The sequence below is a fragment of the Polynucleobacter sp. AP-Melu-500A-A1 genome (genome assembly GCF_018882125.1).
Lineage (GTDB): Bacteria > Pseudomonadota > Gammaproteobacteria > Burkholderiales > Burkholderiaceae > Polynucleobacter.
Window position 1 is genome coordinate 84,797 of sequence record NZ_JACVOZ010000001.1, and the last position, 15,846, is coordinate 100,642.

General features: G+C 44.7%; 19 protein-coding genes. 3 read left to right on the top strand and 16 right to left on the bottom strand.

Going from position 1 to position 15,846, the window contains the following annotated elements:
- Positions 1–5: 5 nt before the first annotated feature.
- Genes coaD through ICN38_RS00445 form a run of 4 tightly spaced genes read right to left on the bottom strand, consistent with a single transcriptional unit; the run spans position 6 to position 3,892 of the window.
- Positions 6–512 carry a pantetheine-phosphate adenylyltransferase gene (gene coaD / locus ICN38_RS00430; protein ID WP_216253725.1) on the bottom strand — a complete coding sequence of 169 codons (507 nt, stop codon included), beginning with the start codon at positions 510–512 and terminating at the stop codon, positions 6–8.
- 36 nt (positions 513–548) lie between these two features.
- A complete protein-coding gene (gene rsmD / locus ICN38_RS00435; RefSeq protein WP_216253728.1) occupies positions 549–1,172 on the bottom strand; it encodes a 16S rRNA (guanine(966)-N(2))-methyltransferase RsmD in 624 nt (207 codons plus the stop codon).
- A gap of 6 nt (positions 1,173–1,178) precedes the next feature.
- Positions 1,179–2,525, bottom strand: a complete 1,347-nt coding sequence (locus ICN38_RS00440; RefSeq protein WP_216253732.1) for a pitrilysin family protein — start codon at positions 2,523–2,525, stop codon at positions 1,179–1,181.
- Complete coding sequence (locus ICN38_RS00445; protein ID WP_216253735.1) at positions 2,525–3,892, bottom strand: pitrilysin family protein; 1,368 nt, start codon at positions 3,890–3,892, stop codon at positions 2,525–2,527. The genes ICN38_RS00440 and ICN38_RS00445 overlap by 1 nt, the downstream gene beginning before the upstream one ends.
- Before the next feature lie 63 nt (positions 3,893–3,955).
- On the opposite strand from ICN38_RS00445, the gene ftsY reads away from it, so the two are divergent.
- On the top strand, positions 3,956–4,846 hold the full coding sequence (ftsY, locus tag ICN38_RS00450) for a signal recognition particle-docking protein FtsY (protein ID WP_216253738.1): 891 nt from the start codon (positions 3,956–3,958) through the stop codon (positions 4,844–4,846).
- A 90-nt stretch (positions 4,847–4,936) separates the two neighbouring features.
- Positions 4,937–5,863: an RNA polymerase sigma factor RpoH gene (rpoH, locus tag ICN38_RS00455; protein ID WP_216253741.1), complete on the top strand. Its 927-nt coding sequence runs from the start codon at positions 4,937–4,939 to the stop codon at positions 5,861–5,863.
- 19 nt (positions 5,864–5,882) lie between these two features.
- Here the strand turns inward: rpoH and ICN38_RS00460 are convergent, their stop codons facing one another.
- From ICN38_RS00460 to ICN38_RS00480, 5 genes are read right to left on the bottom strand one after another with little or no spacing between them, the layout of a single operon-like run.
- Positions 5,883–6,473, bottom strand: coding sequence for an SCO family protein (locus ICN38_RS00460; protein WP_216253743.1), 591 nt, complete (start codon positions 6,471–6,473; stop codon positions 5,883–5,885).
- A gap of 1 nt (position 6,474) precedes the next feature.
- The gene (gene cyoE / locus ICN38_RS00465) at positions 6,475–7,368 is read right to left on the bottom strand and encodes a heme o synthase (protein ID WP_216255097.1); all 894 of its coding nucleotides are present in this window, start codon (positions 7,366–7,368) and stop codon (positions 6,475–6,477) included.
- A complete protein-coding gene (locus ICN38_RS00470; protein WP_216253745.1) occupies positions 7,365–8,495 on the bottom strand; it encodes a heme A synthase in 1,131 nt (376 codons plus the stop codon). Before ICN38_RS00470 ends, cyoE begins: the two co-directional genes overlap by 4 nt.
- On the bottom strand, positions 8,495–9,151 hold the full coding sequence (locus ICN38_RS00475; protein ID WP_216253748.1) for a hypothetical protein: 657 nt from the start codon (positions 9,149–9,151) through the stop codon (positions 8,495–8,497). The genes ICN38_RS00470 and ICN38_RS00475 overlap by 1 nt, the downstream gene beginning before the upstream one ends.
- A gap of 2 nt (positions 9,152–9,153) precedes the next feature.
- Complete coding sequence (locus ICN38_RS00480; RefSeq protein WP_255562654.1) at positions 9,154–9,939, bottom strand: SURF1 family protein; 786 nt, start codon at positions 9,937–9,939, stop codon at positions 9,154–9,156.
- A gap of 14 nt (positions 9,940–9,953) precedes the next feature.
- Between ICN38_RS00480 and ICN38_RS00485 the strand changes: the two genes are divergently transcribed.
- Positions 9,954–10,166, top strand: a complete 213-nt coding sequence (locus ICN38_RS00485; RefSeq protein WP_216253751.1) for a twin transmembrane helix small protein — start codon at positions 9,954–9,956, stop codon at positions 10,164–10,166.
- A 67-nt stretch (positions 10,167–10,233) separates the two neighbouring features.
- Here ICN38_RS00485 and ICN38_RS00490 read toward each other — a convergent pair whose 3' ends face one another.
- The 7 genes from ICN38_RS00490 to ICN38_RS00520 all read right to left on the bottom strand — a co-directional run bounded on the left by ICN38_RS00490 (position 10,234) and on the right by ICN38_RS00520 (position 15,823).
- Positions 10,234–11,088, bottom strand: coding sequence for a cytochrome c oxidase subunit 3 (locus tag ICN38_RS00490; RefSeq protein WP_216253753.1), 855 nt, complete (start codon positions 11,086–11,088; stop codon positions 10,234–10,236).
- Positions 11,089–11,117: 29 nt separating this feature from the next.
- Positions 11,118–11,312: a DUF2970 domain-containing protein gene (locus ICN38_RS00495; RefSeq protein WP_216253755.1), complete on the bottom strand. Its 195-nt coding sequence runs from the start codon at positions 11,310–11,312 to the stop codon at positions 11,118–11,120.
- Positions 11,309–11,893: a cytochrome c oxidase assembly protein gene (locus tag ICN38_RS00500; RefSeq protein WP_216255103.1), complete on the bottom strand. Its 585-nt coding sequence runs from the start codon at positions 11,891–11,893 to the stop codon at positions 11,309–11,311. Before ICN38_RS00500 ends, ICN38_RS00495 begins: the two co-directional genes overlap by 4 nt.
- Before the next feature lie 15 nt (positions 11,894–11,908).
- The gene (locus ICN38_RS11500; RefSeq protein ID WP_370624341.1) at positions 11,909–12,040 is read right to left on the bottom strand and encodes a cytochrome oxidase small assembly protein; all 132 of its coding nucleotides are present in this window, start codon (positions 12,038–12,040) and stop codon (positions 11,909–11,911) included.
- Complete coding sequence (gene ctaD / locus ICN38_RS00510) at positions 12,024–13,643, bottom strand: cytochrome c oxidase subunit I (protein ID WP_216253761.1); 1,620 nt, start codon at positions 13,641–13,643, stop codon at positions 12,024–12,026. Before ctaD ends, ICN38_RS11500 begins: the two co-directional genes overlap by 17 nt.
- A 40-nt stretch (positions 13,644–13,683) precedes the next feature.
- Positions 13,684–14,841 carry a cytochrome c oxidase subunit II gene (gene coxB, locus ICN38_RS00515; RefSeq protein ID WP_216253766.1) on the bottom strand — a complete coding sequence of 386 codons (1,158 nt, stop codon included), beginning with the start codon at positions 14,839–14,841 and terminating at the stop codon, positions 13,684–13,686.
- Between the two features lie 193 nt (positions 14,842–15,034).
- Positions 15,035–15,823, bottom strand: coding sequence for a class I SAM-dependent methyltransferase (locus ICN38_RS00520; protein ID WP_255562655.1), 789 nt, complete (start codon positions 15,821–15,823; stop codon positions 15,035–15,037).
- Positions 15,824–15,846 lie beyond the last annotated feature (23 nt).

A 15,846-nucleotide genomic window follows, 5' to 3' on the forward strand; every position in this document is an offset into this window, starting at 1 on the left:
CTTACCTATTCGCCTGACTTTTTATTCAAGTCATTCGCGGCAGTCTTTTTGACTAGCCATTTTTCAACAGATGGAAAAACAAATTTACTGACATCGCCGCCCATGGAAGCAATTTCACGAACAAAGGTACCTGAAATAAATTGGTATTGATCTGAAGGTGTAAGAAACAAAGTTTCTACATCAGGCAATAGGTAGCGATTCATACCCGCCATCTGAAACTCATATTCAAAATCAGATACTGCACGTAAACCACGCACAATGACTCGTGCCTGATGTTCACGCGCAAAGTCCTTTAAGAGGCCGTTAAAACCAACTACCTTAACATTAGAGTAGTGTCCTAAAACTTCCCTGGCAATATCGATACGCTCCTCTAATGAGAAGACGGGATTCTTGCTGCGACTCGAAGCAACACCCACAATGAGTTCGTCAAAAATACTCGATGCACGACGCACCAAATCTTCATGACCACGAGTAAAGGGGTCAAATGTTCCTGGATATACAGCGACAGTCATAAATCTCCTAGTGCTTTATCAGCTACAGGCAAGAGTTTAGCCTCTTCTACTCCGAAATAGACAGGCTTTTACTGCCCCCGCTTCTAAGTATTTTCCGCAATGCCACTCAGGGAGCAGGGACTCCACTTCCTCGCGCGTACGACTGGCAGGAAACTCAACATAAATCCCCCCACCATGAGCATCATCACAGACCCTGGCTGCCTCAATCAGGGCATTGTTCAATAATTGAGCATCTTGAAAGGGCGGGTCGATAAAAATCAAATGACTCGAATGATCAGCTTGTTGTTTCAAGAACTCCAAACCATCCCTATGCAAAATTTCAACCTTGCCTGCTACTGGGGATGATTGCAACAGCTTAAAGTTAGCTTGCAAATTGGTATGGGCTTTTTTATCTTTCTCCAAAAGCACAATCACCTCTGCATTGCGGGAGGCGGCCTCAAATCCTAGCGCTCCTGTACCTGCGAATAAATCCAAACAATTCAGACCGCTTAAATCTTGTCCAAGCCAATTAAATAATGTCTCGCGAATACGATCCGTCGTTGGGCGCAAGCCAGGCAAATCAATTACTGTGAGCAATCTACTGCGCCATACTCCACCGATGATCCTCACTTTTTTGGGAGGCTCTCCTTTATGCCCTTTTTTAAGAACGACTTTAGTCATGTCTTACTAAGGTGCTGCCTTATTCTGAGCGCCCACAACAACGATCTTCATGCGATCCATTGCTAGATACTTCTGAAATGCCGTCTTAACCTGGTCCAATGTCACAGCCTCAACTTGTTTGGTCCAAACGTCTAGCGTATCGATCGGTAATTCATTCCAAGCGATAGAGGAGACGTTGTCCAATAACTTCCGATTGTTATCAATACGCAAAGGAAAGCCATTTACCAAATTAGACTTCGCTGCTATTAATTCAGATGGGCTAGGACCTTGCGCAATAAAGTTGGCAATGGTTGAGCTCATAACTTCAAGCGCTATAGCTGCCTGTTCATTTTTGGTCTGCAAACCAGCCTGAAATATGCCTGTATCTTTGCCTGGAGCAAAGTAACTAAATACGCTGTAGGCGAGGCCTCGGTTTTCTCGTACCTCAGACATTAAGCGCGATACAAAGCCACCGCCGCCCAAGATATAGTTACCAACCAACAGAGGAAAGAAATCTGGATTATTACGAGGAATAGCCGTCATACCCATCGTAATATGGGCCTGCTGAGAGTCAAATGGAATCTGAATCTCACGCTCAGCTAAAGGCTCTACTGGGGATCGCGGCAAGGGTGGTAATGGTGCAATAGCTGGTCCACTAGCAGGAATCTTCTGCAGCAATCCTTGCACAATCTCTTCGGCCTGAGAACGACTGACGTCGCCAACAATGCTAACAATCATCCTATCGCCACGATAAAAAGTCTTATGAAATTGCTGTAAATCAGCAACATTGACTGCACCCACTGATTTAACAGTTGGAGAATCGCCTAAAGGGTTATTGCCATAAACCATTTTTTTGAAACGACGCTCTAGAGTAAATTCTGGCTTTGTTTGTGCTTCAAGTAAATTCGTAATGGAGCGCTGCTTTTCTCGTTCAAGAATTTTGGCATCGTATAGTGGTGAACTTAACATGGTGGCGGCTAATTGCACTGCTCTATCGCGCAAGTCTTTACGACTCAAACTCCGAATGCGCATCACTGCGCGCTCTCCACCGGCAGATATGCCAATATTCGCGCCTAAGTCTGCAATTTCATCAGCAATTTGCGCTTCAGTCAAAATGCCCTTATCACCCCGTACCCCATAACTCATCTGGGCTGCAGTCATGTCTGCTAAACCACTTTTGCCGCTCGGATCGTAGCGATCTCCGGCATCAATGCTGATTTCAATATCCACCATCGGCAGGGTTTTTGTTTGGACCAGATAAACCTTGGCACCCTTGTAGGCATCCAGTTTTTCAATCGGCAAAATAGCATGGGCACTATGAATCAAACCGAATGACAAGAAGCCAATAGTGAATGCTTTTTGAAGAGCGCGCATTATTTGCCCTCCTTCGCTACTTCAACTTTACGAGGCTGAGGATCTAAAACGGCAACTGTCAAACCCTCGTCGACTAAATATTTTTTGGCCACTGCTTGCACTTGGGAAGGAGTAATAGATTGCATTTTCTCCAACATATAGTCAATGTCTTTCCATGAAAAACCGGCCATCTCATTACTCCCAATTTCCATGGCCTGACCAAAGATGGAATCGCGCTTATAAATTTGCTCCGATAATATCCGCACCTTAATACGCTTTAACTCAGACTCCAAAACGCCTTTTTGTTTAAGTTCCTCTAAGGCCTTACGAATACTGGCCTGCGCTTGATCAACCGTCTTACCTTTTGCCAACGTAGCCCCAATTAAAAATAATTCTGGTCCGCGGGACACCATGTCATAACCAACACCAACATCATTAACAACCTTCTCTTGCTTTACCAGAACCCGATTTAGACGGGCATTGTCATAGCCATCGAGTACAGCCGTCAAAAGTTCAAGGGCATAAGGCTCGGGATCATCCAACTTTCCTGGCTCAAGACGTGGGACTTTCCATGCCATTGACAATTGAGCGTTATCCGCAGCGGCCTTGACCTGAACTTGCTTAAGCCCTTTTTGCGGTGGTTCCACTTGAGGCTTACGAACCGGTAACTCAAGGGCAAGAGCGGGACCGTAATATTTCTGGACCAATTTATAAATCTGCTGTGGATCTACATCGCCACTGATTACCACTGTCGCATTATTTGGCGCATACCAACTGCGATACCAATCACGCGCATCGGCAGCTTTCATATTGACTAAATCATTCATCCAACCAATTACAGGATGACGATAAGGTGAGCTCATAAAAGCAGTTGCCATCAATGATTCGTTCAGAAGGCTGCTAGGATTATCTTCGGTGCGCAGGCGGCGCTCTTCCATAATCACCTGAATTTCTTTAGCAAACTCTGCATCATCAAAATGAAGATTAGACATGCGATCAGCCTCAAGCTTGATTACATCTTCGAGTTTTGATTTTTCTATTTGCTGAAAATAGGCCGTGTAATCACGTGAGGTAAAAGCATTTTCACGGCCGCCTACTGCAGCTACCAATCGAGAAAACTCACCTGTTTTTACTTGATGAGTACCCTTAAACATCATGTGCTCAAGTACGTGAGCAACACCTGTTCGACCATTAGTTTCATCCATGGAGCCAGCGCGGTACCAAACCATATGTGCCACCGTTGGAGCGCGATGATCTTCCCTAACGATCAATTTGAGGCCATTGCTCAATTTGAACTCATGGGTATCTACCGGCTGAGCACTTGCAGCCCAAGACAAGGGTGCAAATAAGAGGAGCATGAAAGAAATTCGGAGTAAATTTGAACGCATCTGCTAAATCACCATATCCCTAGAATTAAATTGATAAGATGCAAGGTTTAAATTGTATCGATTATGTTCGCCTTACGTAAAACCCTCGGATCTCTTTTCAAATCAGGCAAGACTGATGAAGCTTGGTTTGAGACCCTAGAAGAATCATTGATTCAAAGTGATGTGGGTCTACCCACGACTGAACAATTGATCAGCAAATTGCGTAAAGCCGCAAAGTCAGAAAAAGTCTCTAGCCCAGAAGAACTTCAAACACTCCTCATTACAGAGGTTAGCGCACTGCTTAAACCTTTGGAGCCTGTTGTAAATCCCCTATTTATCACCGATAAAGCCAATATTCCAGAGGTTTGGCTGGTAGTTGGGGTTAACGGGGCAGGCAAGACAACCACTATCGGCAAGCTTTGCCGCCTCTTTCAGGCTCAAAATAAATCGGTACTCCTGGCGGCGGGTGACACCTTTAGGGCTGCAGCACGTAATCAATTGCAAGAGTGGGGTGGTCGCAACCAAGTTGACGTTATCACCCAGGAAGGCGGCGATGCTGCAGCAGTGGCGCATGATGCGATTCACTCGGCAGTCTCTCGCAAAAGCGATATATTGATCATCGATACGGCTGGTCGTCTTGCTACGCAGGATCACCTGATGGAAGAACTCAAGAAGGTAAAGCGCGTCATTGGTAAAGCACTTCCTGGAGCCCCACACCACACGCTATTGGTTCTGGATGGCAATACAGGTCAGAACGGTTTAAGCCAAGTGAAGGCCTTCCATGCTGCCTTGGGCCTGACAGGAATCATCGTGACCAAGTTAGATGGCACCGCAAAAGGTGGCGTGATTTGTGCTTTAGCCCAGACCCTCCAAGAAAGCCCAAAACCCATGGTTCTAGCCCTAGGTAAAGGTGAGGGAATTGATGATTTAGCCCCCTTCACAGCAGGGCAATATGCCTCTGAATTATTCAATTAAATCAATGACTTATAGATATTTATATCGATTAGCACTCTCTTGACAAGAGTGCTAAAATAATATTCTACTAACACTTTATATTTATAAAAAATGGTACAAAAGAAAGCTAATAAACCGAGTATGCAACGACTGCCCGTCACGCAGACAGCGGCGGCATCTCTTGCTTATCCAATGTTGCCAACTCTTGGGGTTGGTACGCTCGATTCCTATATTGCGTACGTCAATCGCGTGCCGATGCTTAGTGCTGCGGAAGAATTACATCTTGCGCAGGAATTTCGTCGTACTGAAAATGTAGATGCCGCTAAAACTTTAGTGCTCTCCCATTTGCGCTTAGTGGTTTCTGTTGCTCGTCAATATCTTGGATACGGCATTCCACACGCCGATCTCATTCAAGAAGGCAACATTGGTTTGATGAAAGCCGTAAAACGCTACGACCCAAATAACGGTGCTCGTTTAGTGTCTTATGCAATCCATTGGATCAAAGCCGAGATTCATGAGTACATCCTCAAAAATTGGCGTCTCGTAAAAGTGGCGACAACCAAAGCACAGCGCAAATTATTTTTTAACCTGCGCAGCAATAAGCCAACCCTGAGTGCACTGACTCCAAGCGAAGTAGAAGCTTTAGCTAAAGCCCTTGATGTAAAGGGCTCCGATGTTAAAGAAATGGAAATGCGACTTGCAGGTGGGGACGTTGCGCTTGAGGGGGATGACAGTGATGATGAGTCTGCTTACGCACCAATTGCATGGCTTGCTGATAATAGCCAAGAGCCAACCGAAATGATTGCTAGTGCCGAAGCGGATACCCTGCAAGGTCCTAAGTTAGATCAAGCACTAATGGGTTTAGATGAACGCAGTCGTAATATTGTTCAATCTCGTTGGTTAGCGATGGATGCTGAGGGTAAGGGTACAAAAACCTTGCATGATCTTGCCAGTGAATATGGCATTTCTGCAGAGCGCGTTCGTCAGATTGAAACTGCAGCACTCAAAAAGATGTGCAGCATGTTGCAAGCTGCTTAAGCTTACGCCCTTCGCACCCTTACTTCAATAGTTCTTTCAAGTCATGCGCCAAGGTCTCAGGACCTTGCGCGTGTTTGATATAAAGACGCAAATGTCCCTCGGGATCAAAGGCATAACTTCCGGCCGTATGGTCCATAGTGTAGGAACCTGGGCTACTACCCGGCACCTTTTTGTAGTAAATCTTAAAGTCCTTAGTTACCTTTTCTAAAGCTGCTTCATCCGCTGGCCTTAATCCCAGGAAGCGCGAATCAAATGCGGGGACATATTGTTTCAAAATAGCAGCAGTATCACGCACAGGATCTACCGTTACAAAAAGCACCTGCACCTTATCGGATTGGGGGCCCAGCAGAGTCATTGCTTGCTGCATTTCCGTTAGGGTAGTTGGGCAAACATCAGGGCACTGGGTATAACCAAAGAACATCACGACTACTTTCCCTTTAAAGTCTGCAAGTGTTCTGACTTTGCCTTCAGGATCCAACAAGCTAAAGTCCTTCCCAAAAGCAGCACCCCCAGTGATATCGATATTCTTAAACTCTGGCTTTGGGCTACAGGCAGCTAAAGCCAAAAATAAAACAGTGATCAGGGAAGAACGTAAATGGGTGAATTTCATCTTAAAGAAAATAATGATCGATCAGTAATGCTACAAAGAGAAGTGATAAATAAGTGATAGAGAAGCGGAAAGTCTTCTTCGCCAACGCGTCACTATAAGAAATAAACAAAGCAATCACATAGGATAAGAATATGAAACCTAAAATAATTGCCGAAATCAGATACACCATGCCACTCATGCCATAAATATAGGGCAATAAAGTTGCTGCAATCAAGATGAGGGTATAGAGCAAAATATTAAGTAGAGTAAAGCGTTCGCCATGAGTTACTGGCAGCATTGGTAAACCAGATTGCACATAATCTTCACGACGATACAAAGCTAAGGCCCAAAAATGAGGCGGTGTCCAGACAAAGATAATCAAAACTAAAAGCCAAGCCTCAGCCGATACCGTATTAGTTACTGCGGCCCAGCCTAGTGCCGGTGGCATTGCACCTGAAAGGCCGCCAATCACAATATTTTGTGGTGTTGCAGGCTTTAATAACCAAGTATAGATAACTGCATAGCCAACAAAAGTTGCTAAGGTTAACCACATCGTTAATGGGTTACAGAAATTCCATAGAACAATCATCCCCAAGGAACCCAGAATGACTGAAAAAATAATAATGTGAAAAGCGCTTACTTCACCAGTTGCCGAGGGACGCCACGCAGTACGTCTCATCTTCGCATCAACCACTTGTTCAATCAGACAGTTCACTGCAAATGCAGCCCCAGCTAACAACCAAATGCCAATAATTCCACCAAAAAGAATTGGATAGGGAACCATACCGGGCGTGGCCAAGAACATGCCAATCACCGCACAAAATACAGCAAGCTGGGTCACTCTGGGTTTAGTCAGAACCCAGTATTGGCGCCAGCGTGGCATTGCCTTCAGGGCAGAGGTTTTAGGGGTGCTCATAATGACGATGTCATCTTCATTTGGATGGGTGACTTCCATGAAGCCCAAGAAGCCATTCTGATCAAACAGAATACTAAGGCGGCAGACCCTGCAGTGTGCATTAAGGCAGCCAATAAGGGCCACTGAAATACGACATTGGAGATTCCAGTGACTACTTGCAAGAGTAAAAGCCCAAAAAGCAATTTAGCAAAATACTGAAGTGATGGAGTAGCTGAAGTTGCAAGGCTATAGGCTTTAAGGCCCAGAAAACCAAGGCACAGCAGGACAAGAATCGCAGATACCCGATGCGCCCAGTGAATCGTTTGTAAGGCAATTGGCGAAATAAATTCGCCTTGTGCATTAAGGCCAAGCTGACGCCACAAAGAAAAACCTTCTGCCCAATTTGTCTCAGGCCATATTGATCCTAGGCAAGTTGGAAAATCTGGACAGGCGAGTACGGCATAGTTTGTACTGACCCAAGCACCTAAAAAGACTTGCATAAACAATATGCCTAAGGCTATTGCAAGTAGGGATGCGGGCAAAGGTCGAACACGTAAGGTTCGCACAACAGAAGATGTACTTTCCCAGGTTTGCTGTGCATAGGCAGTTAGGCAGGCCAACAGAATTAAAGCCAACATCAGATGCAAGCTCACAATGATGGGTTGCAATTTGAGTGTCACAGTCCACGCACCAAATGCGCCTTGTAAGCACACTAAGAAGAGCAATCCTAAGCTAGCAAACAAAGGGGCTTTTCCTAAAGACTTCACTTTATTAAAAGCGATGCCAACTTGTACCAAAATTAAAGCCCCTACGGTCATTGCTAAATAGCGATGAATCATTTCAATCCAGGCTTTCATGACAGTTACAGGGCCAGTGGGTAAGGCGCTCTCTGCAAGCTTGATATCGCTCGAAGCATATATCGGATTTGAGGTGCCATAACATCCCGGCCAATCAGGACAACCTAAGCCTGAATCTGTCAGGCGAGTAAATGCGCCAAAGACTATTAAATCAAAAGTCATAAAGACCAAAACCCAATTGAGTTTTTGAAAAAAACTATAGCTCGGTCTCGTCCACAGATAAGCTAAAGGAAGGCCCGCAAAAATAATGGCAATGGCTGCCAACTCCAAGATGACAATAAAACTCGGCATTACAAACTTTCGCCCTTGTGATTTAATTTCAAGAGCTTCTCTAAATCTTTCTTCATCGCAGCAAATTCTTTTGGAGAATTTGTGACAGGAAAGTACATCATCTTTGCAGGACTGGGATCAATCAACTGAATCTGCTGCCCGGCACCTTCTTTATTTAGCCATCCCTCAAAGTCTGCTCTCAGCTGAGGATCTACAGGCATTGTGATGACCTGTAAGCCAGCGTTTATCTCATCATATGCCTTCTGCACTTCTGGATCGACTGGCTTACTGTCGGTATTGACCCATAGCAATTGCACACGCTTACTTTCTCTGCCCATAGCAGTTCGAGTCTGGCGCATTAAAAATAAGGCCTCAATACATTTTTCATCTTTAATCTGACATTCACCCGCTGGACGAGCGATCAATAAGGTCCATTTACCCTGCACGGGAACTGTAGACCAAGCAGGATTAAATTCTTGAGCAGGATAAACAAGCGTTCCCAGATTTGTTTTACCGCCTGCAGGCTTAATCACGTAGTAAGCAAAATAGGAGGCGATCACTGGGGATGCGCAAGCCAGCAATAACAACAGCATCTGAATACGGCCACGACGAGTACGTGCATTGATGGCAGAAGAATCCATCTGAGACGCTGGAATTAACAACTCTTTATCAATCACCCTTAATCCTCATTCACAAAACCCTGACGCTTATATTGCCGTAGACCACTCACCAACCAGAATACAAAGCCAGCAAAAGCTAAAGCAAACCACTGGAATGCATAAGCATAATGGCGATCCACTCCCGTCGTCAGAGGTGGCCACTCTCGGAGTAGGCCATCTTGAATACCAGATTCCTCTAAACGCAAAATAAATGGGCTTTGCGTCCAACCATGTAACTTCGCCTCGCCATCTAAATTCAGGTTTTGTTCAATACGCGGTCTATTAAGCACAGGAGAGGCATTGCCAGACCCCAACTCATAGACCTTCCCAGGATGAGCAAAAACGATTCCCTCAATGTTCAAAGCACCCACTGGGGTCTCAACTGGCGGTAAGGTTTCTCGGTTATCTTGATTTCGTGGCGCCCATCCTCGATTAACCCAGAGGACCTCATCTCCACCCTCTAATCGAAAAGGCATCATGAGATAAAAACCTGCTTGAGCACTATTTCCTGATGCGCCTGCTGGAAAAGGCCTAGGACGGTTATCTAGCCAAACTGCAGCATCTGGCAGGTAATGCCCTCGAGCAGTCATGCGGCGCTCACTAGCCTCCGTTAAGGTCCATGCTCGGTCATTCGCATTCAGAATCGGCATTTGCTGGCGGGCCAATAAATTAGTAGCCAAAGCAATCTTCGTGCTTGCCCTACTCAACTGCCAATACCCTGCCGCACAACCAATTGCCATGACTAGCAGGGCTGATACAGTAGCAACTATGCGCTTGGCAACGAGGGCATTAAAAAGGCTATTCAAAATAAGGATCTGAGATGAAGTGGGTTATATCAATTGTGCTGCTAATGATTTTTGCAAGCTTGGGCTCAGCACTCTATTACATGATGAAAGACAAGGGCAACAGCTCCAAAATGGTTCACTCACTGATGTTGCGAATTGGCTTATCAATTGCTCTTTTTCTTGGAATTCTGATTGCCCACTACTTTGGCTTCATAGAAGCAACTGGTATTAAAGTTGGGACGAACTAAGCGCATTCAATAAGCTACAGTACACCTAAAAACGAATCGGGGCTTTACGCCCCGATTTTTTTTCAACTTACATCCAATAAACAGCGATGTACAGACCAAGCCAAACAACGTCAACAAAGTGCCAGTACCAAGCAGCGCCCTCAAAAGCAAAATGATGCTTAGAAGTAAAGTCACCACGAATCATACGACGCAACACAATTGCTAACATCGTGCCACCAAGGAAAACGTGAAAGCCGTGGAAACCAGTCAACATGAAGAAGGTGGAGCCGTAGATACCAGAGGTCAATTTCAAGTTGAGCTCATGGTAAGCATGGTAGTACTCATAACCCTGGAAGCACAAGAAGATGAATCCCAATCCAACGGTAACCGCTAAGCCAATAATGGCTTTCTTCATGTGGTTCTCAACCAAAGCATGGTGAGCATAAGTAATCGTTACGCCAGAGCTAAGCAACAACAAAGTATTCACTGTTGGAATTGGCCATGGACCCATGGTTGTGAATTTCTCAACCAAACCAGCTGGGCCATCATTTGGCCAAACGGCAGTGAAATTAGGCCAAATGAGTTTGCTTTCAACATCACCCATCCAAGGCATAGCAATATTGCGAGCATAGAACAGAGCAGCAAAGAAAGCACCAAAGAACATAATCTCAGAGAAGATGAACCATGCCATCGACCAGCGATAAGAGACGTCTACATTGACACCATTCATGCCAGCATTTGATTCAGCAATCGTATCGCCAAACCAGTTGTACAGCACGAATAAAATCCATGCCACACCAACTAAACTTAGAGGACCGCCCCAAGAAGTGTGGTTAACCCATCCGGTCATACCGAAACCAAAAGCAATTAAGCCAATTGCCGCCATGGCTGGATGCCTAGATAGCGCTGGGACGTAATAGTATGGGGTTGAATTGGATGACATCTTATTCTCTCTATTCAATCAAAAAATAATCAATTGGAAACAACTGCTTTTACTATCAACAGCAGGATGGCCATGAAGATCAAGGCACCAACCACTCCTGCAATGATGATGTGAACAAAACTCAGTGAAGCTACATCTTCTTGTAAACCTGATTGTTTACGCACTCCCAGAAAACCCCACATCACGGCTTTCATAGACTGTATAAAACTACTTTTCTTTTTCATGAAACGATCTTTGATTTAGGGGCAGGAGGTGTGCCACCCAAACCCAACTCAAAAAAGGTATACGACAAGGTAATGGTTTTCACATCATCAGGCAATCCTGCATCAATCACAAAGACTACCGGCATCTTCTTAGTTTCCTTAGCCGCTAGGGTTTGCTCCTGAAAACAAAAACACTCTAATTTGGTAAAAAATTCTGTTGCACTCTTAGGTGCATAACTCGGAATAGCTTGTGCACGCACAGTACGAGTAAGGTTATTAGTTACTTCGTAAACAATTTCAGTCATCTCGCCAGGATGAACTTCCAAGAAGTTTTTCACTGGCTTAAAGGTAAAAGGTCCACGACTATTGGAATCAAACTCAATAGTCACTGTACGAGCATAGTTGACCTGAGTATTGCCAACCTTATTTGGACTAAATGCCCTGACCCCATAATCATTCTTATTGGTGACAACATTAATTCCAGTGACTTCACACAAAGCCTTGTACATTGGCACCAAGGCATATCCAAAGCCAAACATCATTACAGCTGCAATTAAGAGCTTTAATAAAATTTGTCGATTCAGTGTTTGAGTAGAAACCATCATAATCTGCGGGGGTTAACCTAAAAAGCTCCACTTCATCACAATCCCGATAAAGAACACCGCAGCTATGCTCAAAAGAATTAGCCCTAAACGACGATTATTCGCCGCTAGCGCTTGTTTAGAGGACGTATTAAATTCCTGCTTCACGCATCTGCTCTTTACTAGGCGGCGTTTCAAAAGTATGGTGCGGAGCTGGTGATGGAATAGTCCATTCCAAACCTTTTGCACCATCCCATGGCTTCATAGGAGCTTTGACACCTTGACCACGATACGCTGGCATTACAACGAAGAGCAAGAAATAAACCTGTGATAGACCAAAGCCTAAGGCGCCAATCGAAGCGATCGAATTAAAATCGGCGAACTGGGTTGGGTAGTCAGCATAGCGACGTGGCATACCTGCTAAGCCAAGGAAGTGCATTGGGAAGAAGGTAATGTTAAAGAAAATCATGGAGGTCCAAAAATGGATCTTGCCACGGGTTTCATTAGCCATATAACCTGTCCACTTTGGACACCAGTAATAAAAGCCAGCAAACATTGCAAACAATGAACCTGCAACCAAGACATAGTGGAAATGTGCTACTACGTAGTATGTATCTTGCAGGCCAATATCAATTGGTGCCAAGGCCAAGATGAGGCCAGTAAATCCACCCATCGTAAATACGAAGATAAAACCAATGGCCCACAACATCGGAGTCTCAAAGGTCATTGAGCCTTTCCACATTGTTGCAACCCAGTTAAAAATCTTCACGCCTGTTGGAACAGCAATCAACATCGTGGCATACATAAAGAATAACTGGCCTGTTACCGGCATACCAGTTGCAAACATATGGTGAGCCCAAACGATAAATGACAAGATCGCAATAGACGATGTTGCATAAACCATGGAGCTGTAACCAAACAATGTTTTTCTCGAGAACGTTGGAACGATTTCACTCACAATTCCGAATGCTGGAAGAATCATGATGTAAACCTCGGGGTGACCAAAGAACCAGAAAATATGCTGGAACATGATTGGATCGCCACCACCCACAGCAGAGAAAAATGAAGTACCAAAGTGACGGTCAGTCAGAACCATCGTGATTGCGCCAGCCAAAACAGGCATTACAGCTATCAACAAGTAGGCAGTAATTAGCCAAGTCCAACAGAACATTGGCATCTTCATCAAAGTCATGCCAGGAGCGCGCATATTCAAAATAGTCACAATGATGTTAATTGAGCCCATGATGGAGGAGGCGCCCAATAAATGGAGGGCAAAAATGGCCATGTCCATTCCAGGGCCCATCTGTGAAGTTAAGGGAGCGTAAATTGTCCAACCACCTGCAGGTGCGCCACCAGGAACAAGGAAGGAAGTAAATAATAAAGTTGCAGCGACTGGAAGAATCCAGAAGCTAAAGTTATTCATACGAGCGAATGCCATATCAGAGGCACCAATTTGCAAAGGCACCATCCAGTTAGCAAAGCCAACGAAGGCCGGCATGATCGCGCCGAACACCATCACCAATCCGTGCATGGTAGTGAGTTGATTGAAGAACTCAGGACGGAAAAATTGCAAGCCAGGCTGGAATAATTCCAAACGAATTCCCAAAGCCATCACACCGCCAGCTAACAAGCTAACGAATGAGAAAATCAAATACATCGTACCGATGTCTTTGTGGTTAGTCGCGAACAACCAACGGCGCCAACCGTGTGGCGTGTGATCGTCGTGTGCGTGATCGTGTGCGTGATCGATGGTAGTAGAGACTGTACTCATGGATTACTCCGGTTTCGTTTTATCTGTATTTGTGAATGAATTACTTGCCGCCACGTGCGGTAAAAATTTCTTGGGTCTGAATTATTTCACCCGTTTTATTGCCCCATGAATTACGGGTATAGGTCATCACTGCAGCAATATCGCCATCAGAAATCACACCAGCCCATTTCGGCATTGCATTTTTACCGTTGATCAAAATGTTGTACTGGCCTTCCTTCGGACCAAGCACTACTTTGCTACCATCGAGCGCTGGGAATGCGCCGGCACCTTTGCCATTTGGCTGATGGCAAGCTGCACAGTTCGATGCATACACTTTTGCACCGCGCTCTTTTTGTTCATCTAAGGTATATACCTTAGTTGGATCATCAGTGGCAGAAGACATTTCTTTTTTCTTACCTTCAACCCACTGGGTGTAGTCCTCTTGTGACACTACCTTTACCACGATAGGCATGAAAGCATGCTCAGCACCACATAACTCAGAGCATTGGCCACGGAAAGTGCCGATAGTATCTGCTCTAAACCAAGTGTCACGCACAAACCCAGGAATCGCATCTTGCTTAACGCCGAATGCTGGAATGGTCCAAGCGTGAATAACGTCATTAGCAGTAGTAATTAAACGAATTTTCTTGCCGACTGGAACAACCATTTCGTTATCAACTTCCATCAAATAGGTATTTGATTTAGGCGCTAAGTTATTAATGGCTTCACGTGATGTTGACAAAGTAGACAAAAAGCTAATTCCTTCACCCTCACCTTTAATGTAGTCGTATCCCCATTTCCACTGATAACCAGTTGTTTTAATGGTGATGTCTGAATTAGTCGTATCTTTCATTGCAACAACTGTTTTCGTTGCTGGTAAAGCCATGCCAATCACGATAAGCAATGGAATCACGGTCCAAATAATTTCAACTGTTGTGCTCTCATGAAAGGATGCTGATTTGTGACCCAATGATTTGCGATGCTTCAAAATGGCATAGAACATCACCCCGAAAACACCGACAAAAATCACTGCACAAATGGCTAGCATCATCCAATGGAGCCAGTGAATTTCTTGCATGATTTTGGTTGCTGGGGTAGCAAAATTGAGCTGGTTAACAGCAGGGCCGCCAGGCATATTTTCAGCTGCATATGCCCAAGCAGAGCCAAAGGCAGCTATTAAATAGAGCGAAGCCCTAGTGACTTTTCCAAATAAATTCATCTTATTCTCTGTTTATGGTCGCGAGCAAGGTAGTAAAAACGCAATCTAAATGCCCAAAAATGCGGTATCAAGCCAATACTTCTAGCCGTGATTATAGGGTCAATTAGATACAAGAACAAACTGGCCTAACCCAGCTTCATCCAATCTTGACAAAGCTTATAATGATAGTAAGCACTTACACTTAAGCAGGATCTCACCTAGTCTTGTGTCCAATTTGATTTATATCAATATAAGCAACATTGTCCTGCGCTTTCGCAAGGTGCTTTCCAATTGCCCAAGCATGTCCATAGACCACTTCTAAGGTCATCTTTTGTGGCAATAGGCCTTTTTCAGGCATTTTGGTTGGGGCAGTTTGAAGTAGTTTTAACGCCTGCGCATCCGCCAATAAAAGTACATCGGACACATAGTTCAAGTGAAGGAACTCCATATCCATTACAGGGTCTGAAAAACGTTTACCCACTAAAGCGTCGCCCATATCGTGCATATCCCAGGGACTAAGGAGATTCTTCAATTTCAATACGCTGGCATCCAAGCTACGTAATTCTTTGCCGGTATCTGGCCCCAGATAGCTAAAGGTCAAGAGGCCACCCTCTTTTAAGGTCCGCCAGCACTCTTGAAGAAAATGAGCTGGATCAGCCAAATCCTGCAATAAAAGATTACAAAAAATTAAATCCACTGAATTATCTGGCAGATCCAGCTTTCCAGATTTTAGATAGGCACTTAAAGGACTGCTATGACTACCTTGAAATAAGCGACGCCATACTTGCAGTGCTTCAAAACTCAATACATCAAGACCAGTGAGATCGCCTTCATAAACACCATAAATTCGAGCGCCTGGAAATCGCTTTTTGAATGCAGAAAAATACCGCCCAGGAAACTCTGGAATGAGTAAGACATCTTTTACTTCCAACTTCACAATGTCTAACTTTTGCAGCATACGCTCTGCAATTTCATCCTGTAGCCATTTGATTGATTGGGTCATTGGCTCAGTATACTCAGCGCCCC

Bases quoted from the DNA above. Each gene is read 5' to 3' on its own strand.
- coaD (WP_216253725.1), bottom strand. From the start codon at position 512: ATGACTGTCGCTGTATATCCAGGAACATTTGACCCCTTTACTCGTGGT.
- rsmD (WP_216253728.1), bottom strand. From the start codon at position 1,172: ATGACTAAAGTCGTTCTTAAAAAAGGGCATAAAGGAGAGCCTCCCAAA.
- ICN38_RS00440 (WP_216253732.1), bottom strand. From the start codon at position 2,525: ATGCGCGCTCTTCAAAAAGCATTCACTATTGGCTTCTTGTCATTCGGT.
- ICN38_RS00445 (WP_216253735.1), bottom strand. From the start codon at position 3,892: ATGCGTTCAAATTTACTCCGAATTTCTTTCATGCTCCTCTTATTTGCA.
- ftsY (WP_216253738.1), top strand. From the start codon at position 3,956: ATGTTCGCCTTACGTAAAACCCTCGGATCTCTTTTCAAATCAGGCAAG.
- rpoH (WP_216253741.1), top strand. From the start codon at position 4,937: ATGGTACAAAAGAAAGCTAATAAACCGAGTATGCAACGACTGCCCGTC.
- ICN38_RS00460 (WP_216253743.1), bottom strand. From the start codon at position 6,473: ATGAAATTCACCCATTTACGTTCTTCCCTGATCACTGTTTTATTTTTG.
- cyoE (WP_216255097.1), bottom strand. From the start codon at position 7,368: ATGAGCACCCCTAAAACCTCTGCCCTGAAGGCAATGCCACGCTGGCGC.
- ICN38_RS00470 (WP_216253745.1), bottom strand. From the start codon at position 8,495: ATGCCGAGTTTTATTGTCATCTTGGAGTTGGCAGCCATTGCCATTATT.
- ICN38_RS00485 (WP_216253751.1), top strand. From the start codon at position 9,954: ATGAAGTGGGTTATATCAATTGTGCTGCTAATGATTTTTGCAAGCTTG.
- ICN38_RS00490 (WP_216253753.1), bottom strand. From the start codon at position 11,088: ATGTCATCCAATTCAACCCCATACTATTACGTCCCAGCGCTATCTAGG.
- ICN38_RS00495 (WP_216253755.1), bottom strand. From the start codon at position 11,312: ATGAAAAAGAAAAGTAGTTTTATACAGTCTATGAAAGCCGTGATGTGG.
- ICN38_RS00500 (WP_216255103.1), bottom strand. From the start codon at position 11,893: ATGGTTTCTACTCAAACACTGAATCGACAAATTTTATTAAAGCTCTTA.
- ctaD (WP_216253761.1), bottom strand. From the start codon at position 13,643: ATGAGTACAGTCTCTACTACCATCGATCACGCACACGATCACGCACAC.
- coxB (WP_216253766.1), bottom strand. From the start codon at position 14,841: ATGAATTTATTTGGAAAAGTCACTAGGGCTTCGCTCTATTTAATAGCT.
- ICN38_RS00520 (WP_255562655.1), bottom strand. From the start codon at position 15,823: ATGACCCAATCAATCAAATGGCTACAGGATGAAATTGCAGAGCGTATG.